13 protein-coding genes and 1 pseudogene are annotated in these 24,455 nt (G+C 41.9%); all 14 read right to left on the bottom strand.

What is annotated here, in order from left to right:
- Nucleotides 1-115: pseudogene (locus KTR06_RS24430) on the bottom strand (sialate O-acetylesterase); the annotation flags it as partial.
- A 17-nt stretch (nucleotides 116-132) separates the two neighbouring features.
- Nucleotides 133-2,808, bottom strand: coding sequence for a glycoside hydrolase family 2 TIM barrel-domain containing protein (locus KTR06_RS02185; RefSeq protein ID WP_217289912.1), 2,676 nt, complete (start codon nucleotides 2,806-2,808; stop codon nucleotides 133-135).
- 19 nt (nucleotides 2,809-2,827) lie between these two features.
- Entirely contained in the window at nucleotides 2,828-5,185 is a 2,358-nt protein-coding gene (locus KTR06_RS02180) for a TIM-barrel domain-containing protein (RefSeq protein WP_217289911.1), read from the bottom strand.
- 8 nt (nucleotides 5,186-5,193) lie between these two features.
- A complete protein-coding gene (locus tag KTR06_RS02175; protein ID WP_217289910.1) occupies nucleotides 5,194-6,987 on the bottom strand; it encodes a glycoside hydrolase family 71/99-like protein in 1,794 nt (597 codons plus the stop codon).
- 56 nt (nucleotides 6,988-7,043) lie between these two features.
- Complete coding sequence (locus KTR06_RS02170) at nucleotides 7,044-8,057, bottom strand: DUF6528 family protein (protein ID WP_217289909.1); 1,014 nt, start codon at nucleotides 8,055-8,057, stop codon at nucleotides 7,044-7,046.
- Between the two features lie 57 nt (nucleotides 8,058-8,114).
- Entirely contained in the window at nucleotides 8,115-9,671 is a 1,557-nt protein-coding gene (locus KTR06_RS02165; RefSeq protein WP_217289908.1) for a hypothetical protein, read from the bottom strand.
- 388 nt (nucleotides 9,672-10,059) lie between these two features.
- Nucleotides 10,060-11,598, bottom strand: coding sequence for a hypothetical protein (locus KTR06_RS02160; protein ID WP_120067077.1), 1,539 nt, complete (start codon nucleotides 11,596-11,598; stop codon nucleotides 10,060-10,062).
- Between the two features lie 28 nt (nucleotides 11,599-11,626).
- Nucleotides 11,627-12,238, bottom strand: a complete 612-nt coding sequence (locus tag KTR06_RS02155; RefSeq protein ID WP_004310456.1) for a fasciclin domain-containing protein — start codon at nucleotides 12,236-12,238, stop codon at nucleotides 11,627-11,629.
- A 13-nt stretch (nucleotides 12,239-12,251) separates the two neighbouring features.
- Nucleotides 12,252-13,721 carry a RagB/SusD family nutrient uptake outer membrane protein gene (locus KTR06_RS02150; protein WP_120067078.1) on the bottom strand — a complete coding sequence of 490 codons (1,470 nt, stop codon included), beginning with the start codon at nucleotides 13,719-13,721 and terminating at the stop codon, nucleotides 12,252-12,254.
- A gap of 13 nt (nucleotides 13,722-13,734) precedes the next feature.
- Nucleotides 13,735-16,872 carry a TonB-dependent receptor gene (locus KTR06_RS02145; RefSeq protein WP_008018357.1) on the bottom strand — a complete coding sequence of 1,046 codons (3,138 nt, stop codon included), beginning with the start codon at nucleotides 16,870-16,872 and terminating at the stop codon, nucleotides 13,735-13,737.
- 335 nt (nucleotides 16,873-17,207) lie between these two features.
- Nucleotides 17,208-21,233, bottom strand: a complete 4,026-nt coding sequence (locus KTR06_RS02140) for a two-component regulator propeller domain-containing protein (protein WP_217289907.1) — start codon at nucleotides 21,231-21,233, stop codon at nucleotides 17,208-17,210.
- Nucleotides 21,234-21,341: 108 nt separating this feature from the next.
- Entirely contained in the window at nucleotides 21,342-22,241 is a 900-nt protein-coding gene (locus KTR06_RS02135) for an AraC family transcriptional regulator (RefSeq protein WP_004310460.1), read from the bottom strand.
- Between the two features lie 175 nt (nucleotides 22,242-22,416).
- Nucleotides 22,417-23,571: a lactaldehyde reductase gene (gene fucO, locus KTR06_RS02130; RefSeq protein WP_120067080.1), complete on the bottom strand. Its 1,155-nt coding sequence runs from the start codon at nucleotides 23,569-23,571 to the stop codon at nucleotides 22,417-22,419.
- Between the two features lie 19 nt (nucleotides 23,572-23,590).
- Nucleotides 23,591-24,400, bottom strand: a complete 810-nt coding sequence (gene rhaD, locus KTR06_RS02125; protein WP_008997894.1) for a rhamnulose-1-phosphate aldolase — start codon at nucleotides 24,398-24,400, stop codon at nucleotides 23,591-23,593.
- Between the last annotated feature and the right edge of the window lie 55 nt (nucleotides 24,401-24,455).

Here is a 24,455-nt window from a genome sequence, read left to right as displayed (position 1 = left end):
GACCGATGCATACATACAAATCAAAAGTGGATGGAACATCTTCCTTTACATTTCCTGCAAAAGCAAACAGGGATTGCAGGAGGAAAAAAGACAGTAAATAAATAGACCTAAGCATACGAACTGTGTTTATGATTAATAATTTCTATAAATACGGATAGCATTCAGAATAGGTTCTCCTTCTTTTTTATGAAAGTCGACACTTACTCCTTTTCCGTCCTTTACTGTTATTACAAACTTTTTGATAACAGCACGGGCATATCCGTAATCACGGGCTACGTTGAAATCATCTGAAACGGTTGTTCCATTGATTGAAATACCAAAGCTGCGATTTCCGGCAAATGTTTGTTCCGAGTCAGCTCCCAGATTATAAACCAATGCTTCTCTTTCTTTGTCTGACTCCAATTCTGCCCAGTACAAATATACGGAATATTCTCCATTCGGCACATCAGCCTTAAAAGATTTTATTCCAACGCGTTGGGTCTGGAAGATTGGATTCATGTCCGTTCCGTGAATATCAATATCCGAACCAAGCATGGTGCCGAATCCTGTTTGACGACGATAGGATGTTCCACCGATAAATCCCCAGCTACCGGGCTTATATTCCTGTTCGGGAATCCATGCTACGTTTGCCGCACGATCTTCAAAATATCTCGGAGAACCTAACATTACATTTAATTCCGTAAATGGCACAGCTTCGTCTTTCAACTGCGAGCCTACTAACTGGAACTGAATCCGAAGCATATCACGCAACTTGTTATCACCAGTCACAGCAACAGCTTCCAGCAAATTCTCTCCACCCACAAACGGTACATCAAACAAAGCATAATTATCTTCTATCTTTTTCTTTCCCAGACTCTTGTTATTCACAAACAGCTCGACTTCTTCCGCATTAGAGAATACAGGAACGGATTGAATACATTCTTTCTGCGCCGTATTCACCACTCCCCCACGGCTTTTCCACTCCCGATTACCAATGACAAGTATCGGACGACGTGACAAGGCTGTCTTATAGAACCAATAAACATCTTTCTTCTCTCTGTTTAACCCGACAACGCCTTTATTGTTTACATGAGGAACAGCATCTACACGGGATTCGGAATAAAAATCATTCAGATTCCACAGACTGGAACCGGCTATAAACGGACGTTTCATCATTTCATTGAGGTAATGTTTATGATATACCAGTCCATATTCCTGCGAGAAGTCAAAACGTTCCGGCTGGTACGAATGAACTCTCGGATCCACTCCCGGTCCATATTCCGTTACCATCAGCACTTTCCCTTTGTATGCTTTATGGGCACGATCAAGCAAACGCTGGAACTCATTGATATCCGGTTCATACCAACCTTGATACAAGTTCCATCCCTGAATCATCGGGATTTCGGTGAGATGAGCATCTTCGTAGTATTGAGGCATATTGTGATAAGCCATCATCGTATATCTTGAAGGATCTTCCTCACGGATAGTCGCCTCCAAGGCACGGGCTACTTTTTCCGTGAAACGGTAGTAATCTTCCAACTGTTTGCCTTCGGTATAGGGACGACGCAGGAAAATCTCATTCATATACCCCCAAATCATTACGGAAGGACGGTTGAAGTCCTGACGTACCATCTCTTTCGCCATCTCAACGGAATTATGCAGGAACTCTTCGGTTTCTGTAACAGCATTAACGACGGGAATTTCAACCGAAGTCACAATGCCCAGTTTATCACACATTTCCATGATTACCGGATCTTGGGGATAGTGTGATACACGCAGGTAGTTTCCTCCCATCTCCTTCAATAGCAATACATCCTGTACGTGCAATTCGTCACGCAAAGCATTTCCTTTCTGAAAATAATCCTGATGGCGGGCAGTCCCGATCAGTTTGCGTCCTTTGCCATTCAGAAAAAAACCTTTTTCCGAATCAAACTTGAACCAACGCAAACCTAACGGATTCACCACTTCATCCAGCAAAGTACCCTTTCTTTTATCAAGAATACGGGTATATACCATATAGCGATAAGGATCGTCTATATCCCACAGACGAGGGGAATCTATTTTTATCTTTTTGGAGATGTCCGTCTTCGTCTCGCCGGCTGCCAGTTTTACTTCTGCCTGCGTTTTTTTCACTTCCTTGCCATCCGCATCACAGATTATATTCTCCACCCTGATTTCCGCAGCCTGGGGCATATCGTTCGTCAGTAGCGTAGTGATTTCTACCGAAGCAGCGGAGTTATTCACTTCGGGGGTACGGATATAAACTCCCGACGAAGCGTAATCATTCGTTGCAATGTGCACCGGATTCATAAACTGCAAATAGACATCCCGGTAGATACCGCCAAAGAAAGTAAAATCGGCAGATAAGGGGGGAATATTCGGATTATAGACATTGTTTACATAAATGGCAAACAGGTTTTCCTGTCCATAACGCAAATGGGGAGTGATGTCAAAACAGAAGCGGGTATACCCTCCTTTGTGCTCTCCAACGAACTGCCCGTTCAGGTAGAATCGTACTTCCTGATTGGCTCCTTCAAAATAGATCACTGCCCGACGTCCCTCCTGGCTTTTGTCTATAAACAACTGTTTTCGATACCAGACCGGCCCCCGATAGAATCCCGGAGTTTCATCGTCTGCATCTTTATCATTCCAGGTATGAGGTATATTGACCGTCTCCCATGAAGAATCGTCACAGCCAGTCAGTTGTGCTTCAAATGGAGATCCTTTTGTAAATTTCCATCCGTCGTTGATGGTGTATACCACGCGTTGCTGTGCCTGCGCCCATCCCACAATAAACAATAGAATAAAGATATAGAATAACTTCTTCATAATCTATGTATGCATCTAATTAAAACTTTATTTTTACCTCTCTGCCTGTGTAGACATACTCTTTACTCTCAAGAGCAGCACCGTCAGGCAGATATAACTTCACACGCATTTTTACTTGTTCCGGCATACCGGGATAACTTCCTTCACGCAGCCCGATCGTCAATGTCCGTTCCGAATCTTTCCATTGCATCGGTACTTTGGAACATACGCCGTCTTCATAGCGGTAGGAGTCGCCTTCGTCCTCATACCATAAGAAAGAAGCGTCCGCTCCTCCGTAAATACGCAGTTCCAATTCACGGTCGGGGTATTCCATCGCATATTGTTTCACTTCTGCCAAAGGCAAGATAGAACCGGCTTTTACATACAGGGGAAGGATGTCGAGGGTGTTTGCCTGCATTTGTTCTCTTCCTCCTTCAAAGGCCTTTCCGGTCCAAAAATCGTACCAATATTTGCCGTTGTGTTCCGGCAGATAGACACTGATGTTCTTTTCTTCCGATTGCGGATGAAATACCGGGCGTACCAATAAAGAGGTGCCGAACATATAGGCGTTATCAATATCAAAAGTCCGGGTATCTGTGGTGAAATCCATTGCCAAGCCTCTCAACAGGGTATAATTGTTGGCTGTGACTTGGTGGGACATCGAGTAAATGTAAGGCAACAGACGGTAACGCAGATGTATATATTTCACCTGATTATCATAGTAAGATGTTCCCTTTTCACCGAATTGCCAAACTTCACGCGGCACATTCGTGCCGTGAGCACGGAAGACAGGAGTAAATGCACTGAACTGGAACCAACGGGAATACAACTCTTTATAATCATTGCTTTTCAACCCATCAGGATATTTTGCATCACGTTCCGTGACAAAGAATCCTCCTGTATCGGAAGTCCAATACGGAATACCGGACATGGATAAGTTCAAACCGGCAACCAGTTGCTTATGCATATTTTCCCATGAAGCCGAGACATCCCCCGACCATACCGCCGTACCATAATGCTGTTGTGAGGCAAAGGCGGAACGGGTTAAGATAAATATGCGCTTCTGATCGCTTTCGGCTCGAAGACGTTGATAGAAGTCCTTCAGCATCTCCAAAGAATAGGTATTCAGATAACGGTGGAAACTGCCCAGATAAGTATTTCCGGCTGCTTTCGTCCTCTCTTCCTGCTTCAACTGTGTGAATCCGTCACGGAAAGAAGGCTCTGTCGCATCCATCCACCAGGCATCCACACCCATATCATAGAGTCCTTTCTTGAGATATTGCCAAAAGATATCCCGTGCGGCAGGATTGTAAGCATCAAAGACTTTATAGCCTGCCCATGTAGGTTCGCTAAATAAGGCACCGATAGAATCGAGTGACTGATAGACAGCTGTTTCCGGTCCGAATCCGGGCCATACGGAAAGCATAAAGTGAACATGATCCTGCTGATGCAGTTCTTCAATGACTTGCCGGGGATGATCGAAGTTCGCCGGATGGAAAGTCAGACTGTTCCAATGGGGTTTATCTCCCCAATATTCCCAGTCCTGCACAATGTTATCCAACGGAATCCCCCGTTTACGATACTCCTTTACAACGGCTTTCAACTCATCGAACGATTTATAGCGTTCTTTAGACTGCCAGAAACCATATACCCACTTCCCGAACATCGGCACGTCTCCCGTCAATTCCCGATAACCGGCAACGACTTCGTCCATATTCTTGCCATATACAAAATAATAGTCGGAAGCATCGCCTACCTCGGAAGTAAATGAGTATCCTTCTTTCGTATCTTCAAACTTTGTTGAAGAATAATTATCCCACAAGATACCATATCCGTTAGTCGAGATAAGGAACGGATTGACTATATCCATATTTGCCTGCAACAGTAGTACGGATTTTCCACGATAGTTCATGATTCCGTTCTGATACTGCCCCAGACCGTAAATAGCCTCATCATCAGTAGGAACAAAGCGTTGGGTTACTTCGAGGCATTGCTCACCTCCGGCAACCGAACGTTTGAAGTGTCGTGCCTTTTTAGCTTCTTTCTCTTTCAGTAACAGCTTTCCTGTCGATACTTCCTGAAAAGTGAAAGCCGCATCTTCTTTATCAAAAGCAACGGAAAGCTCACGGGTACGAAAGACCAGCTTCTTTCCCGTATCTTCCCATTTATAATCTTTGAAAGCCGGTTTTTCCGGATCGACAACCAATCTTTTTGTTACCAGCGTATCACCTTCGGGAAAAGACAGAATCCGTACGCATCCCTCCGACATAAACTCAACCCTGTATTGGATACTGTCGGATACGAAAGCACATCCCCTGCCGTCTTCATGAACCGGCGAGGAACACCCGAAACAAGATAATACGGATAAAACTAATAACCAATTTTTCAAACTCTTCATCAATACATTTATTTGACAGTGTAGATGGTATAGCCCAATGACAAATTACGGACAACGACATTTCCTTTTAAATAGAACGTAGGCATATTGAATCCATTTACGATATTATCTTTATACAGTTCCACTTTTGCACTTTTCCATTCGCCTGTATTATCGGTACGTATCCGGGATACAATTTTAAACGGTTCTTTCGGTTCGCGCTGTGTGGACGAACGTATAAAAAGAGATTCATTTCCTTTGTCCAGGTATTCAAAATAGAGATACCCTACATAGTTATTCATTTGCAGTTTGGAAACCAATTCTTTGGGCAAAGAGATAGAAAGCGTTTCTTCGGCATTGTAACCACCTGATTTTCGCTTTCCCTGAATCTTCATGTCCGACTCACGCAAACGCATCATCTCAACCGCCAAAGCGGATTTGGCTGTCTTGACATCATTTTCTATTTGTGACAACAAACCTATCGCCACCGGATAACGTCCCTGGCTAATCAACAACGCTGCCTTATCGAGCGAACGTTGACAAGCAGATACGTCCATCTTCGTCTTTTCCAGGAAACGGGCTTCTTTTCGCAAACGGAAAAGCATTAAAGGTAAGGTTAAGCCACGTTCGTCCGCCTGTTCGCCTTTGAATTCTGCCGCATACTTTAAAGTGGTACGCAGTTCGCGGTCACCGTTTTCGATGGTAGGTTCTATTTCATGCCCTTCGGTATAGTCGCTCCACGAAGCGATAAACATCATGTCCAGGCTGTCTTTCTCCGCCATACAGAACTTCCACATACTTTGGTAAGTTTCTCCATTATTGCGAGGGATATAATAGAAGTGTCCGCGTCCCCAGCCTGCACATCCCCGGTTATCCATTCCCGGCATGGCAAATCCCGACTTAATGGTATAAGCAGGATTGTTACTATGCCAAATCGAGTCACGGAAAGGTTTCATAAACTCAATAACATCATCCTGCGTGGCATAATTATCCCATTCAGCATGTGCCTGATCTCTTGTACGGACACGAGCGGGAAGCCATGCGGTCGGTATCTCTCCCACTTTTTTCCAGGCATCCATATCATCACTGCGGGTGACAGGAATGTATTTATCGTTTTCCAGTTTTCCCCAATCCGCCCAACGACGTAAGGCAACGGGCTGCTTCATTCCTTGCGGAAACTTCACCAGTGATAATACTTTCTTGTATTCATCGACTTTCACTCCGGGACCGAAATGGTAAAAGACAGGCATTCCTTTCACTATTGGAGCAGTCGGACCGGAAAAGACACTGTCTACTAAATATTGGTAACATTTAGCCATATATTCGGTCTTTGCCTCACGGGTGTTAACTTCCGGATAAATCTTCGTAATCCAGTCATAATACAACCAACCGTCACACCAGTTTACACCGATTTCAAAGTCATATTTCGCTGCCACTTTCTGCATTTCACGCAGCAAGATGTCATTTTCGTGAGGCTTGAATCCCCATTCGATAAAGAATCCGTCTATCTTGGCAGCTTTTGCCGACAATATCTGATATTCGATATAATCAGGATCGAGATTGGACTGCATTCCGACTTGGGGATAGGCCACTGCCGCTATCTCATGTCGTCCTTCACTGTCTATCAGGTCGGCATTATAACACAGGGATTTCCTTCCCGTACTTGATTTCTCCGTATTGGCATACATCTCCCAACGCCCCAACTTTCCGTCATGTTGCCGGGTATAACGCACACCGTGGAAGTCAGCATACACTTTCTTTCCGTTCTGCGCCAAGGCCGGTAATGCAATAGATACCAATAAAAAAAGAAGAAGTTTCCTCATTGTTCCAAACTTAATTATTCAACTTATGTATTTTATTACCCTTCGACGATACTTAATCAATCCTCACCCAATACGAAATCGTGCTTTTCCGGATAACTGAAAGTATTGTCTATCATCCAACGACCTTTATAAATCTTAGCTCCGTCCATCTTGAAGAGTTCTTCTCCCTTCTCATTTACAAGTCCTTCAGCCCACCACTCTTCAGTCGGTTTCAGCATCAAGATTCCGTCAGGTCCGTTACAGATACTTTTTATATCAGCTGTATTGTAGACTTTTTCACAAGTCGGTTCGGCAGAGTCATTAGTCGTAGCGTCGGTAACTCCTGTCAAATCAAACTTATAGACAGCCGAAGCAGCTGTAAGCCATAATTTATCTTCTTCACCATATACCGGAAACAAATCATGTCCGCCCGATTCTTTGTCGAACGTATAAATACGAGTCTGATTTGTCAGTTTAGGATTGCTCTGGTTACCATCATACTTAAAACGGAATAATGCGGTAACTCCGCCCGTTATTGTAGCCGTGGCATACAGATACGACCTTTTCTTATCCCAAACTACATTATGCGCATTACCCAGCTTCACCGTATTAGCCTTCGCTCCCAATACCTTAACTGTGTCAACCACAAAGGTACTAATTTCACCGTTCTTAGATTCTGCCGTCACAATATTTCCATCGGGTAATACCTCCGCAGAGTGAGGATTCTGTCCGCAATTTGCATAGAACATTAATTTATGATCCGACAAACGGATTAAAGCCACAGCTCCGCCGGAGGCAGTCATCAAGATATAGCGTCTATTGAAAACAGGTTTCACTTCACTCGGATTGACAAACCAACCCTGTTGGGCAGCAGGAACACAAGCCGTATAAGGGTCCCAACTCCAAATATTACGATGTGTCTCCGCATCCCTGATGACAATAGCCCGTCTGGATTGCTCCGCCAGTACATAAGCCTTTTCCGGAAGTTGAAAGATTTGATCTTTTACTACAGGAGCGGCATCATCATCGGAACATGCTCCCAAAGCTATATTAAATCCTAAAAGGATTGCGAATAAACTAAACTTCTTCATGGTCATAACTATTTTAATTCTAAATATTCAATTTGTCTTTTTAATGTTTCCGTTAATCTATTGAACCGATTTTGTATCATAATAATCGATCAATGAATGAACTGCAAGATTTACCTGTCGCATCTGCGACAAAAAAGATGTATAAGGCTCGTATTCGATGGAGACTATTCCTTTATTAGAAGCTTTTCCGTTAGAATCGTAGCCGTCATTATATTCAAAGTGTACCCACCCCACACAATTTCGGGTTTCCAGCAAACGCAGGCAGAAGTTCTGATAAAACTCACCTCTATTTTTCTGTGTATGCACCAGCCAGCCACCTCCTTCGGTATTGGCATATCCAGTTCCCTGATAACTGGCATCTTCTGCTTTCGTATAGAATTCCGAAACTAAAAAAGGTTTCGTTCCACACCAAACTTTCAGGTTTGCCAAGAAATCTGCTTCCGGTTGCCAACGGGCATAATAATTGATAGAAACAAGATCGCAATAACGGGCACAAGCTTCCACCACTTTCTGATTGTATTTGCTCCAGTCATGCAGACGTGTCCCCAAAATCAAATGCTCTTTATCATATCGTCTGACGGTAGCGGTGGTCAACTGATAATAATAATCAGCAACCATCCCCCGAAAGTCTTCCTGATTTTTCTTGGTGATCGCTCCGGCAGAAGCTATACCGTTATCCCGCATGAACTTTTCTGCATACTCACGAGCCGCTTTATAGCGTTCGGGCAAGGACAAAAAATGTTTCAGATCAATTCCTCGCAAAGGGTCAGTATTCTGATAACTAGCAAACGGCAATTCATTGTCAAGATAGAAACCTATAAAATGCCGGTCACCGGCAAATAAAGCTGACTTCTCTTGTACGAGACGATCTATGTACGTAGCAAATGTCGGTTCGAAAAGAAGAACGAGACGATTATACTTGTCATCATCAAACGCGTATCCCAAATTCTTGCTCATATCCCACATAAAGGTACGGAGCAGATACAGATTCTCTGCATAAGCAATCTTTTGCGTCTTAGGGGTCAACAAGTTAGCACGTACTGCAGCAGGAAATACTTCAATACGGTTCGAACCATACGAAATATAGTTTATATGATTGTCTGCCAACAGTTTGCCTGTCTCTTCACTCCATCGCGCCTCACTACCGTATCGAGTACTGAAAGCCTTCTTATGAGCAGTAGATTCTCCCGGACGAACATGCTGAATTCCATGAATGATAACAGCTCCATTATCCGGATCCAGTAAATAAGAACGGCCTCCACAATTAGCCACTCGGAAAAAGCCCTCTTTTCCAACCACAGAAGAGGGTTGCAAACCGATTCGCCCTCCCCACGCAGTCCGGCTATAATCCGAAGAAGGAGTATACCAATTCATATTATCAATGATACGGGTTTCCCTTGAATCTGCTGTTGTCCATGCTTGGAATGTTCCGTTCTGCCATTTCCGGTATTCAACGTTCAAAAAAGTATATTCATCTTTTTCCAAAGGAGTATCTCCTCCTTCCGGTTTCAAAGGTTCTATTTCGTTGGAAGAGGAGGAACAACTAAGCGTTAACTGCATCAGTCCGACCAAAGATAAAAAGAGGAAATACCTATATATTATATGTTTTCTCATATTACTTTCAGCTACCGCACATTATTACTTAACCAATGTGCTTGTTATCAATCGCATCTTTCGTATATTCTATCTAAGTTCACCGGGATAGCTGTTAATAACTCTCGCGTCAGCTATTAATAGAAAAGTTATCCTCCACTAGGGGAGAACTTCCTTCCCCCTTGTTGCAAACTTCTTTTATCCTTATTATAAACTATAAACGCAAGCTTTGTTTTTATAATTGCAAGCTTTGTTTTTATAAACGCAACTTGCATTTATAAAAACGTAAGCTTCGTTTATAGTTTGTATCGGACAGAGAGCAACTTTACTCCCAATGAAAGGGAAGTTTAGTCTTAATAGAAAAGAACTTTTCTATTAAGACTTCAGACGGTAGGTAATACTACCCTACTTACTTCTTCTTAGGGAATTTGATTTCAACAGTTGCTATCTGTTTCATCGTATTATTATCCATCTTACCGGAGACATCAAGAACTTTCATGACACCATATCTTTCTCCACCAGCACTTGAGGCACCACCGGTCTTAAATCCAATCACACTACCGACAAAGTTATCAATTGTCATATATACTTTCTGATCTGCATTTCCTTTCAAATATTCATTCTGAATAGAGGAACGGGAAGCTGTATCATAATCAAAATCTGTAGGGAATAGGACGTATTTAGTCATATTCTTTGCCGGCAAGTTACTCAATGTTTTTCCACCTGACCCTTTATATAAAGGATTTTTACTTTCTACATTTTCCATAGAATAAAAGCGGAAAGAAAGAACACCATCTTTAGAATTTATAAAGAACTTTATATCAACATTCCTAGCACTTTCCACACTGGAAATAGCTTCATCCACCGAATACGTCTTCATATCCTTCAATGAAATCAGAGCAAACGGTTCCGCATTTGCCAAAACTTGGCTACCGACTTTGAGCTGGACAACTTCCATATTCACATAAGTCCTTACGATCCCTACTACTTCTTTACCCTCTCGACCGTCAGAAACAACCACTTTTAATTGGGACGTTTCTTCTGTTAATTGTACTTTAGGTGTATAATCAAAGTTTTTATTGTCACCACCTATCTCCTCACGGAATATTTCTGTACTTATACCATTTTCCACTCGGGATATAGCTACATATTTTACGCCACGAACCGATTCGATATGCATTGGAACTTCCGTATCTACTCCTTCATCAGTAGTAATTAGCTCTTTACCCAAGGTCAATACAGGAACCGGAACTGTCTTATATGACACCTGCAAAGTAGAAATTGTGATATTACCATATATATCTTCTGCTTTCACTTTAAAGCCCTTATCACCTTCTTTATATTCTATCAATTCATCATACTCATACGTTTTGTCGCCATTCAGTATATCACCACCTTTCGATGTTTGTCCGTCTACAGAAACCAAGAATCTTTCTACTTTCTTCAAACCAGCTTCCGAAACAATTTTAAAAGTGGTACGAGGCATTACCGGGTTTTCATCCATCTCATCATATACAATCTCTTCCGGATCGAATGTAATGACAGGACGTGCCATTACATCGGTAACAGCAATTGGTAAAGTCCCACTCGTAACATGATTCAGTTTATCTGTAGCTTCAATGATAAAAGCTTCGTAATTTGCATTGTACTCCAAGTTTTCAGACAAGCTGTAAGAGTTGGGGTTAAAAAAGTCGGTTACAGTTTTATATTCTGTCACTCCCTCCACCGTCTGCAATTTCATCGTCACGCTCTGAAGCCCTGCCTGTGATTTAATAACAGCCACTACCGGCAGATTGTCTACTTTATTCAAATCAACGTCCAGCTGCTCCATAGGAAAATTAATCACAGGAGCCGCTGCATTAGGATCCAGTCCATCATTATCGTCGCCACAGGCAGCAAAGCCCAAGCAAAGTCCTAATATTAATAAGGTATATATTTTACGAATCATAATTAGTTCTCTTTTTAATTAACTGTGGTTATTTGGAATATTTGCAATAGTTCTCAAATATATGAATCACGCCGTTTGTCGGCAGAATATTGCTAGTCTTAGCTTGCCGTTGCGGAGATTTTCCGTTGCTTCCGGTCTGATTCACCAGAATCTTACCAACTGCAGCCTGCCATGGATTTTTCCATACAGACATTGTCATCAATCCAGTCTCACCTTTCAGCATAGTCAAAACGAACATCGGTTCTACCTGCAATTGCCCATAAGAACTATATTCTCCATCTACAATATGATAAAGCAACATATTCTTCACCTTTTCTTTATCACAATCTGTAATAGAAGCTACACCAGCAAATTCATTCTCCCGATAAAGCTGCATACCGGCATTATTCAAAGCCAGAAAAGTATATTTATTATCAGTCTGTGTATAATAGTCCTTCAAACCTGTATACTCGATAGCTGCTATCAACTCCGAGAACATATCTTTGTGATCCTGAAAATATTCCCACGCTGTCACTTTTACATACGGATCATCCACCGAAGGCTCATAATCATAGTTCTTTTGCAAGTCCAGATCACAACCGGTCAATGCCAAAATTGTCCAACAAAAGAAAAGAGTCTTATATAATATTGTCTTTTTCATTGCTTCTACCTTTTTAGTTGTTAGTATTACCATAATACGTATTCTGCACAATCTTCGGATTTTCCAAGATATGTGAATAATGGATCGGGAAAAGTTCATTGCCGTCCTGCTCCATTCCGTTGATAGGTTTCATCACTTCTTTCCACTTTTCGGTACGTAGCAAATCAAACCAACGGCGTCCTTCGCCGGCTAACTCCACCTGACGTTCACGCAAGATATAATTGACTACCTCTTCTTCTGAAGCAAAATCATTTTCAGTCAGTGTATTCAATCCGGCACGGTCACGTACAGTTTTTACTAAATCCAAAGCTTCCCCCCATTTTCCCTGATGAGCACGAGCTTCAGCTTGCAACAACATCATATCTGTGTAACGATAGATTGGATAGGCTACTTCGCATGTCTTATTCAAAGAGTTACTGATGTCACCTGCCATATATTTACGCAATTCATTTCCGTTTTGGTAATTCTTCACCGTATAATCTTTGCGTAAATCACCTTTCATATCCTTTTCATCAAAGATACTCATAAACTTATCAGACATGACTGCCGCACGATTCCCTGAACCGGAAAACCATTGATACATGTAACTGTAACCATTCGTGCCGACTTCATCCATGTTGAAATGAACAAGGAAAATAAACTCTCTGGAGTTATATTCATCATTTTCCGGTGTATCATCAGAAGGTTTATTAGTCAGCTCTTCCGTAAACATGGTATGCCAAGTAGCAATGTTAGGTTCGAAGTCTACAAAACGACCGCCTTTTTTGGAAGCAATAGTTGCCATCTTATCAATGGTCTGATCGGCCAGATTATATTCTTTAGCCCACATATAAGCATCAGCCATGATAGCCCAAACACCACAGATAGAGATACGTTTGCGCTCATAATTCTTGTTACGGTTAATCAGGCTTTCCGCTTTCTTCAGGTCCGGAAGAATGACATTATCAAGAATGTAGTTTTTATCCGTACGCTCTTTGTAGATGGCTTCCGAATACTTTTCAGTAGGTTCTGTAAACAAAGGTACGTCTCCCCAAACACGGATAGCATAGAAGTAGGCCAAAGCACGCAATGCATAAGCTTGTCCAAGATAGTCATTTCGGTCTGCCACATCAGGCATACTGATATTAGGAACATATTTAATAGCCAGATTTGCCTGGTTAATCATCTGATACAGAGTCGTCCACTTTGCACATTTCTCATCCGTAGACATCAGGTTGTTGATAACACGTGCCTGATCGGCCATTACCGGTGCTCCGGGAGCTACATTATCCGAACGGAACTCACCCCAATAGAAATAGTTCTCCCGTAAAGTGGAACGTAACAATCCATAGATTTCATTTATACCTGCCTTAGCGTCACGGGCAGTCTGCCACATGTCACCTGCCGGAATTTCACTTACCGGTTCCTCATTCAGAAAGTCTGAACAGCTATTCAATGATAGAGCCAGGCATACAGCTCCAACAAAATATTTTATATTCTTCATACGATATCTTCAATTAAAAGTTTGCAGAAAAACCAATACCATATTCTCTCTTTCTCGGATAACGGTAAGAGTCTTTACCTACCTGCAGAGGATTGTTGGTAGAGAATTCAGGATCGAATCCCGAATAGTTGGTCCATGTCAAGGCGTTGTTTACAAAAGCGTAGATATTTATATTCTTCAACATCAGCTTCTTTATCCAGTTTTCAGGAAGATCGTATGCTACACGTATGTTCTGCAAACGAATAAATGAAGCATCTTCCAGATAGAACGAGTTACCCATACGGGCATTGTTGTAATCATCATTATACGGACGCGGATAGATTGCCTGGTCACCCGGATGCAACCACATATTATGGATGACTTCCGGTGAAGGAGTAGTTCCGGTGTATTTGAACATATTACGATTATGTTCGGCTGCATTATAAATCTGTCCTCCCAATGAATAATAGAATCCTAAGTATAAACTCAAATTCTTCCAAGTCACCGTTGTATTCAAACCACCGGTTACATCAGGCATGGCATTACCGATCACCATACGGTCATTATCATCAATCACACCGTCACGGGTTCCTTCCGGTTCCTCCCAGTTGTAATCTCCCCCACGGAACGGTTTGCCGTTCGGCAACGTTTTCTGACGGATATTACCTGCATATTCCTTTCCATCCAACAAATATTTGTACTGGAATACACCATTCTCAAACACCGGAGTCAGCTGTTCCCATTTATCAGTGAAAGCATTCGATTCGTCGTATGCAAAGACACCGGCGCTTTTAAATCCGTAGAAGTCACCCACACGGCCACCTTCCTGCATCCACCAGATATCACCTTCCATATATGCCTTACCTTCAGACAGCTTCTCAATACGGTTGACGTTTCTGGAGATATTGAAAGAAGCATTCCACTTCCAGTCCTTCGTGCGGATAATATCACCGGTAACAGCTATTTCAAAGCCTCGGTTACTCATTTCACCGACATTGGTTTTCATATATGCAAAACCGGATTCTTTAGGCAATTGGTAGTTTGCCAGCAAACCGTCTGTATATTTATCGTAATAATCGGCAGTGATTGTCAAACGGCTATTCCAGAAATTCAAGTCCAGACCAAGGTTGAATTGTTTAGTTTCCTCCCATTTCAGATTGTCTTTACCTATACGAGTCGGAATAACGCCACCCACTCCGTCATAAATAGAATTCGGAGAATAAGAGTAGATATAGTCGTAGTTGCCGATTGCTTCGTTACCCGTGATACCGAAACTTGCACGGATCTTACCATCTTCGAGAAACTTTTTCGAGAATTTCATGAATTTCTCATCCGAGAAGCGCCATCCCACAGATACGGAAGGGAAATTACCCCATTTGTTCTCTTTGGCAAAACGAGAAGAACCGTCACGACGCATAATGGCATTGAGCAAATATCTTCCTTTATAATCATAAGTCACACGGGCAAAAATGGAAGCCATAGAGTGATTGCTTAATGTGGAGCCTGTAGATGACAAATCCAGGTTTGCGGCAAAAGCATTCATTGTATAGATAAAATCTGTAGACGAGTTTATCCCCACAAATGTTTCGTTTTCATAACGCCACTGCTGTGCACTAACACCTACCATGGCCGTAAAATTATGATCTTTTATTTTGCGTGCATAAGTAAGGATGTCTTCATTCATCCAGTTCCAGTTCAGGTAATTATAAGAATAACCTTTATTCTGTTTCTGCCATTCGTCGGTGATAAGACTCGGTTCGAGTTTTTTGCGTTTATCCAGATAGAAGTTGGCATTAATATTGGCTCTGAACTTCAAATACTTGTTGAATTTGATTTCAAAGAACTGGAAGAAGTTAGCCTTATAAGAATCAGTAAAGTCGGTGGTATAATTGACCTGCGCAATAGGGTTCTTCTGACCGTTAAACACTCCGACCAAAGAGCCATCCGGATAATAAGTATTGAAATAAGGACGACGAGTCAACACTGCGCTCAATAAAGTACCTTCATTCAGACCTTTCTTTTTAGAATAAGTCAAAGAAATACGGCTACCCATATTCATCCAGTCTGTCGGTGAATAATCGGAGTTGATACGAGTATTTAGTCTCTGGAAACCTGTATTGGAAATAATACCTTTCTCATTATAATAACCGGTATTGATGAAATATTTCAATTTCTTTGTACCACCCCCTACACTGATATCCACCTGATCTTTTTGTGCAGTGCTTGTAATCATGTCCAGATAATCGTTATCCACATTAAAGAAAGAGTTCAACGGATCATTCAGTATATCACTACTTTCATCCGGATTACCTCCGCCGTATGTTTCAAAATACTCTTTACGATACTGGTCGTACAACAAACGTTCTTTACGGTTTGCCTGTGGAACCTTGTGAGACAATGTACCCCACGAGTGATTATACTTGATATCAATACGGGCTTTACCTTCCTGCCCACTTTTGGTAGTGATAATAATCACACCGTTCGCCGAACGAGAACCGTAGATAGCTGCAGAAGCGGCATCTTTCAAAATCTCCATAGAAGTGATATCATTCGTATTGATACCGTCGATACTTTCCAAAGGCACACCGTCTACGATATAAAGAGGAGTAACCCCTTCGGCAGAGAACGTGGAAGTACCACGTATTTTGATAGAAGAAGATTCACCGGGCTGTCCGGAACCGGATACCACCTGTACACCGGCAGTAGTACCCTGCAATGCTTCAAAAACATTAGTAGCCATTTTTTGCTCAATGGCCTCGCTTGAGATGGAAGTAATAGCTCCTGTTACATCACGCTTTTTCATCGTACCGTAACCCACTACCACTACTTCGTCCAATAGCTTAGAGTTCTCTTCAAGCGTAATATTCATTGTTTTATCTTTCACTACCACATCTTTAGGGGTATATCCCATGAATGATACAGTCAAAGTAACTCCCTTCTTCGAAACATTCAATGAGAAATTACCATCTAAATCTGTAATTGTTCCATTAGATGTTCCCTTTTCCATCACATTGGCGCCAGGCAAAGGAAATCCTGTTTTATCCACAATAACTCCCTTCACTGCAAACCCGCCTTGAGCATAAGCCGGATTGACAAGGAAAAAGAGACTCAAGGAAATCAAAAGGAACGACTGAAGCAACCGCACTTTTGTCCTACTCTGCAAATTTTTCATAACTAGAATAAAATTAAATTGGTTAATTATCAAGGTTTTACTCACTACTTAATTAATTGGGAAAAATATATTGATTCTCTCCAATAAGATGCTATCTTTTATTTACTACATGGATATTTGTCTTTCATAATACTACACAATAATTATTATATTAGAATAAAGATTACACAGTACCCGGTCTACCAAATGAAAGTGTGTGCGGACACACCTAACCAAAGAAAACTCAAGTACAAGCTGGCATTATCCAACGCCACAAAAGTATCGCATTTGAATATATTGCACCCTATCGAATTGTTCGTTTTATCTAGTCTAAAAATTCAGATGACTTATTTTAATCACTTCACAGAGGGTTCGGAGGAGGTATTATGAGCTTTTCGGTATTGCGTAGGAGCAATATCAAAAAGTTCTTTAAAACATTTATTGAAGTATTGAGGATTTCCAAATCCTAACCGGTAAGCAATATCCGATATATTCATTTCCGGAGAATTCTGCAGAAAATATGCCGCTTTTTTCAGACGCAGATTCATGATAAAATTATTTGGCGTACTTCCCGTGATACCTTTTATCTTCTGGAATAAGACAGTACGTCCCACCCCCATCTCACGTGAGAAGACATCTACACTGAATTCGGGATTTTCCATATTATCTTCCACTACCTGTGTCGCTTGTTCGATAAACCTCTGATCGAGTTCATTCGTTGCAATCTTCTCCGCTTTGCTATCCAGCTGATGGGCATATTTATTCTGTAAAAGTCTGCGGGTATTAATCAGATTATTGCATTGCATCACCAGCCGCCGCATATTAAATGGCTTCACCACATAAATATCCGCTCCAATTCTTAATCCTTCCAACTCACGTTCGGGCGCACTAAGGGCAGTCAGAAGAACGACAGGGATATGACAAGTTTCAATATTGTTCTTAATTTTGGCACACAATTCCGTTCCGGGCATTCCGGGCATCATAATATCCGAAATAACCAGATCAGGCTGCATCATTTTTACTTTTTCATACCCTTCCTCACCATCACTTGCAGTTTCAACCGTGTACAATGGAGAAAAGATATCTACAAGGATATTTCTGATTTCTTCATTATCATCAATCACCAGTAATTTACAGTCAGTAGTCCCGCTTTCACTTTGGGCTGACTGCACCTCTTTAACCAGCAGTTCTTTGTCTTCCGAATAATAAATATATTCCTTATCCTGCTCCGGTTCAACCCGGGCGACAGAAGAATCAAAGTGAGCATCCCCTTTTTTCAGAGTGACCTTAAAACAAGAACCTTTTCCCAGCTGACTTTCTACTGTTATATCTCCCTGGTGGGCTTTCACAATACCCTGACTCAAAGCCAGCCCGATACCAGTTCCTCCATACTGTCCTATATTCTCAACCTGATAGAACCGCTCGAATATCTTAACATAGTCTTCCTCGGATATTCCCGCACCATTATCGGAAACGGAAAACATACATTCCTCCGTTCCATCAGCCAATTCCATACGGATAGTTCCACCGTCTGAAGTATATTTAAAAGCATTAGACAGCAAGTTATTAACCACCTTCTGTATTTGCATCCGGTCTCCCCACACGAGGCATTGCTCGCAGTCGGCATGCAAAACAAACGAAATATTCCTGTTAGCAGCCAACTCCTTAAACAATACATAATGCTCTTTGAGCAAAGAATATAAGTCAAATTGAGAAACTTTCAGTTTCAAAAGTCCCTGCTCCTGTTTCCGGAAATCAAGCAACTCCGTAATCAATGATTTCAGGTTACCTGCATTTTTATGTATATTCAACAGTTTCGAATAAGCATAGGTAGACAATTTGCCGGAATTCAGCAACAGATCAACCTGCCCCAGGATAAGAGTGATCGGAGTTCTGATTTCATGCGAGATATTCGTGAAGAAACGAAGTTTGGATTGATTCATCTCTTCAATGTATTGTTTCTCGCGAAGTTCAAAATCCAATGAAGTTTTCAGGAACAGACGGATTCTATATTCTCTCACGATGAAGAATAGAATAGTCAGAATCACGCATACATAAATAGTATAGGCCCACCAAGTAGCATAGAAAGGTGGCGTAATCGTTATATCCAGCGATCTGATTACTTCCGGGAAGTTCTTCAGCCTGATCTCAAAGACATAATCACCCGGAGAGATATTTGTATAAGTAATGTCATTTCCCAGACGGTTCTCGCTCCATTCATCATTATACCCCATCAACCGATATTCTACCTCACCACCGCCTATATGCAGAAAATTATCTGTTGAGAAACCGATAGAAAACACATTCTGCAAATAATTCAATTTAATCCGATCGGTATAGGCAAAGGACTTATTTAGGATGCCGGTTTGATCGCCTGTGGTAATCTCTTTGTTATTGACATACAAATGAGCCAACTCCAAATCATATATTTTCGGAGGATAGGACAAACTACTTTCACGAATGGCAACCAGTCCGGTAGCTCCTCCCATATAAATATCATGATTGCGGGATACATGCATGGATTTCCTATTAACAAGAGTCAGCGGAAATCCTGTTTTAGAATTGAAGTTTATCACTTTCCCGTCTTTCTGTTCTAACACAGACAATCCATGTCCGGTACCAATCAATAAATTCCCGGAAGGAGTTTCGCCCAACACTCTGATATTTTCTCCCGATAATACGCTTTCAGGAGTATGCAAACGAAACAAACGCTCTTTCTTATCCAACAAGAAAAGCCCGTTGCCATGTGTTCCGACCCAAATGTTTCCCTTTCGATCCTCATAGATGACATTGACCAGCTCTTTTTGAGATCTGACCTGCTTCTTCAGACTTATCCTATACGTTTCAAACCGTCCTTCATCAATCACATAAGCTACACAACCATCATCGGAAGCAAACCATAGCCGGTTTTTCGAATCAAGCAACAAAGTGTTATAATTATGTGTAAACAACTCCTTTTGATGAAACAACACTTCAGTTTTTAAGGTCTGTTTATCCAGACTAACAACTGCAGATGTTGTACCTACATACAATTTACGAGGAGTGTCGGCCAAGGCAAACAGAGCTTCTCCCACACTTTCCTCTCCGAGCGGTTCGAGGTCATATATATCATTCCGATAGTTATCAAGATGAAAACAGTTGACCTTGTTTGTAAAGTCAGCGGCAATCCACAAGCAGTTATTAGCCTCATCAAAAACGACATCTTTCAGATAATCCGTACTAAAATGATATCCGGTATGCGCATTAAAATGCTTGAATGTTCCTTGTTCCGGTTGATATAAATCCAGTCCCCCACCTTCTGTACAAATCCATATATTTCCGGATTTATCTTCTGCCATAGCACCCACCACCGGAAAAGACAATCCGGTATCCGAAGCATGATAATGCACAAAATGTTGATATTCCGGTGAGAAGAAATTCACGCCGCCCCAATAGGTCCCCACCCAGACAGTTCCTTGTTTGTCCGTATAAAGAGAAGTCACCGAACGATTGGACATAGCCCCCACCCGGTTAGGATCCGCCTGATAATGAAATATTTTCCCGGTAGCCACCTCAATCTTACTCAATCCGCTTCTGTAACCTACCCATATATTCCCTTCCAAATCCTGACATAACGCTCTTGCCATATCATCCCGGACCGTGTAAACACTCTTGTCGTTATAATCATAATGATGTATGACTGCACCTTGAGGTGAAAAACAGAAAACACCATGATCCTGCGAACCGATCCAAATATTCTGATCGTTACTTTTTATCAGTTTCATCACCTTGATTCCGGGCAAATAAAGCGACATCGATCCACAAGTATCCACACGCATCACCCCGCCATCCTTCAAAGCAACCCAAAGATTTCCTTCCGAACCTTCTACCATTGTCGGCCCGGTGTCCGGCAAATGTACCTCCGCATACATTGGTTTCACGGAACAGGTATTCTTATCATACAAGAAGAGTTTTCCCCCTTCTGCAATCCACACTCCCAACTTTCCTTTGGCAAGAGTGGAAGGAGAAGACACCGGAAGAATATAATATTTCTCCGTTTCAAGGTCGAACTGGAAAAGTCCGGTAGAAGTCAAGAGAAAAAGACTCCCCTGGCCGTCCTCCACCATCTGGGTGACATATAGATTACCATAACTGATGGAATCGTTATGAAAATGATTAAAGACTTTGATATGATTGCCATCGAAACAATTCAGACCATCCAGCGTGGCAATCCATATACGCGACTTCTCATCCTGGCAAATATCGCTCACCGTTATTTGCGACAATCCATCCTCCACACCCAATGTCCTGAACTTATATTCCTGTGATTGAAGAGGAGATATAAATCCTAAAAGAGATAACAGAATAAGAAAATGGATCTTAGATAGTTTTTGTCCGCGCATATCAAGAATGATGGTTTATAGCACATTATCTTCGCCACAAAAGTAACAGTTTTTATGATATTCCCAAAATCAGAGCCAAATAACTAATAGATATGAACTTCATCCTATTCATTCTTCCCGCCCGAACGAACGATACTCCAACGGAGTAAGTCCCGTACGTTTCTTGAAGAAAGAGAAAAAATATTCGGTTGACTGGAAACCTAGAAAAAAAGAAATCTCTTTTACTGACTGGGAAGTTCCCACCAGCATTTGTTTAGCTTTACGAAGTTTCAATTCCTGGAAATATTTAGCCGGAGCATAACCTGTATACTCCTTAAAAACACGTCGAAACCATGAATAACTAATATTGAGTCGCATAGCCAACTCTTCCGGGTCCACATTGCCGGAAACATTTTCATTCATAATGATTTTTGCCTGTTCGATCTTCTGATCCACATCACTCATCTCGAAAACCTTATTCTTGGAGACGGAAAGAATCATCCCTATCATGTGGAGCACAATCCCGGAAAGATATTGTTGCGCGGAAATCTTATCCGCTTCGGCTACGGCAAGAGCACGGGAGAATAATGAGACCAACTCTTCATTAAGGCCAATTTCCAGTATTTGCTGTTCCTGCGACAAAAAAGCATCATCAACAATGGCGTCTATCATAGGCCCCTCGAAACCGATATAATATTCCGTCCAACCAGTCTGCCGCAACGGGCGATAAGTATGCCATTGTCCGGGAAACAATACCATCAGCCGACCTTTACAAACTTGCTTTTCAGAGGTAGAATCAGATGAAAACAAACCACGCCCCTTGGTGATATATACCAATTGATACTCACGAAGCACTCTTCCTTTTTCTGCATTAAAAAAGTAACCGGAAGGATGCTCTTTCAACGGATAAGGTGAATCAGGAGGAATGGATTGATAGCCGACGGTATTTACCCATAGCCCGAATTTACGGTCCATGTCATTTACAATCAGATATTTAAATTCTAATCCCAAACTATTATCCTCGATCATACCGATGTGTTTTCATGTAATTGAGTTGGACAAAAATAGGAATTATTTTCAGAAAAACACCACAGATTACACAGATTTACACAGATTATTTTCTAATCGGAAGCCGATATTTAAGAATTAAATCTGTGTAAATCTGTGTAATCTGTGGTGAAAAGAACTTCCGCAAAAACTAACTTTAGAAAGCTTTGCGATATAGAGCTTCGATATCTGCTACCGAAGTAGGACGAGGATTACCACCTGTGCAAACATCATTGAAAGCAGCTACAGCCAATGCAGGAATGTCTTCTTCTTTCACATTGATTTCATGTAATTTCTGCGGTATATTGATACTGACAGAAAGTGCTTTCACTGCCTCAATAGCCGCTTTTACTCCCTCGGCTTCACTCATTCCGGTAGTGTCCACTCCCATTGCTTTCGCAATATGGATATATTTCGGAGCTGCCGGAGATTCAGCATTGTATTCCATCACATACGGCAACAATAAGGCATTGGCTACCCCATGAGGAGTATCATAGAATGCACCCAACGGATGAGCCATTGAATGAACTATTCCCAAACCGACATTCGAGAATCCCATACCGGCAATATATTGTGCCTGCGACATTGCTTCGCGGGCTGCCACATCTTTACCATTGTCTACGGCTGCTTTCAGATTTTGTGCAATCATCTCAATAGCCTTCAATTCGAACATATCGCTCATTACCCAGGCACCGGGAGTAATATAACTTTCGATGGCATGTGTCAAAGCATCCATACCGGTAGCGGCAGTAAGCCCCTTCGGCATTGAGTACATCAGTTCGGGGTCTACGATAGCCACGGCAGGGATGTCGTTCGGGTCTACGCAAACCATCTTCTTACGGGCATCTTCATCAATAATCACATAATTGATAGTTACCTCGGCAGCCGTTCCGGCAGTAGTAGGCAGTGCAAAGGTAGGTACAGCTTTGTGTTTGGTATCAGCTACACCCTCCAGAGACTTCACATCCGCAAAATCCGGGTTATTCACAACAATACCGATTCCTTTGGCAGTATCGATAGAAGAGCCACCACCCAAAGCAACGATAAAATCGGCTCCGGAAGCTTTGTAAGCTGCCACACCGTTTTGCACATTTGCAATAGTAGGGTTAGCCTTTACATCGCTATAAAGTTCGTAAGGAATCTGGTTCTCATCAAATACTTTAATGATTTCAGCAGCCACACCAAACTTGATAAGGTCTTTATCTGTTACAAAAAAGGCTTTCTTAAAGCCACGTCTAGCTGCTTCCACAGCAATCACACTTCGGCATCCGGCACCGAAGTAAGAAGTTTCGTTTAAAATAATTCGATTCATGGTTGTGCTATTTGTTGTTTTATTTAGGCAGATTGAAAGCAACAGTCATTTCTTTCATCTGTTCCTGACTCATACCATCCGGCTCGAAGCCCATATTTTTCGCTGCGATATAGATGAGAGCCGATTTATTAAGTACATCGATCTGATCGAACGCCTGCATCGCATCGCAATCAACTGCAAATACACCATGTTTCTCCCACATCACAACATCATAATCCTGCAATTCCTTGATGGTAGCTTCCGCCAATTCTACAGAACTAGGCAATTTATAAGGAATGATACCCAAACCACGCGGGCAGAATGCCTTTGTTTCGGGAATCATACTCCATAACAAATTAGTAGCCACATCTTTTTCCAGGAACTTCGGACAATGTGTCATGGCAATCAGTTCGATCGGGTGTGTATGTACAGACGCTTTATAAGGAGAGTTTTTACTCAACAGGTCATTATGCACGCTCAAGTGAGAAGGTAATTCCGATGTCGGAGCCACAGCCTCGTCCGCAATAATTACGTAGCTGGCACAGTCGTCCAGAATACGGATCACCGAACCATTCTCCATTGGCCAACGAGCCAAATCACGCATGCGCTTATTAGTTCCCTTGCAGTAGAAATAGCATCCTTTCAGATAAGGAAGAGTCACACCGATAGGTTTAACTTCACTGATCGGTTTCATCTGACGGATTTCATCGTCTACAAACTCTGTGATATTAACAGTGATATTACCACCGTTACGTTCAGCCCATCCTTTCTGCCACAAGTATCCGGCAACTTCTGCTACCTTATTTACTTCTTTGGCAAGTCCCGGACGATTCTCTAAGATTGATTTCATTCTATATATAATTTTAATTAGGCATGGATTACACTGATTTCGTCGCAAGTTATAA

This window comes from Bacteroides sp. MSK.20.12 (assembly GCF_019052435.1).
Classification (GTDB): Bacteria; Bacteroidota; Bacteroidia; order Bacteroidales; family Bacteroidaceae; genus Bacteroides; species Bacteroides xylanisolvens.
The sequence above is the reverse complement of the archived record's forward strand: the minus strand, read 5'-3'. Positions and strand labels throughout refer to the sequence as shown.

Coding starts and splice junctions, on each gene's coding strand:
- KTR06_RS02185 (WP_217289912.1), bottom strand. CDS start 2,808: ATGAAGAAGTTATTCTATATCTTTATTCTATTGTTTATTGTGGGATGG.
- rhaD (WP_008997894.1), bottom strand. CDS start 24,400: ATGAAATCAATCTTAGAGAATCGTCCGGGACTTGCCAAAGAAGTAAAT.
- KTR06_RS02180 (WP_217289911.1), bottom strand. CDS start 5,185: ATGAAGAGTTTGAAAAATTGGTTATTAGTTTTATCCGTATTATCTTGT.
- fucO (WP_120067080.1), bottom strand. CDS start 23,571: ATGAATCGAATTATTTTAAACGAAACTTCTTACTTCGGTGCCGGATGC.
- KTR06_RS02170 (WP_217289909.1), bottom strand. CDS start 8,057: ATGAAGAAGTTTAGTTTATTCGCAATCCTTTTAGGATTTAATATAGCT.
- KTR06_RS02155 (WP_004310456.1), bottom strand. CDS start 12,238: ATGAAAAAGACAATATTATATAAGACTCTTTTCTTTTGTTGGACAATT.
- KTR06_RS02150 (WP_120067078.1), bottom strand. CDS start 13,721: ATGAAGAATATAAAATATTTTGTTGGAGCTGTATGCCTGGCTCTATCA.
- KTR06_RS02160 (WP_120067077.1), bottom strand. CDS start 11,598: ATGATTCGTAAAATATATACCTTATTAATATTAGGACTTTGCTTGGGC.
- KTR06_RS02145 (WP_008018357.1), bottom strand. CDS start 16,872: ATGAAAAATTTGCAGAGTAGGACAAAAGTGCGGTTGCTTCAGTCGTTC.
- KTR06_RS02175 (WP_217289910.1), bottom strand. CDS start 6,987: ATGAGGAAACTTCTTCTTTTTTTATTGGTATCTATTGCATTACCGGCC.
- KTR06_RS02140 (WP_217289907.1), bottom strand. CDS start 21,233: ATGCGCGGACAAAAACTATCTAAGATCCATTTTCTTATTCTGTTATCT.
- KTR06_RS02135 (WP_004310460.1), bottom strand. CDS start 22,241: ATGATCGAGGATAATAGTTTGGGATTAGAATTTAAATATCTGATTGTA.
- KTR06_RS02165 (WP_217289908.1), bottom strand. CDS start 9,671: ATGAGAAAACATATAATATATAGGTATTTCCTCTTTTTATCTTTGGTC.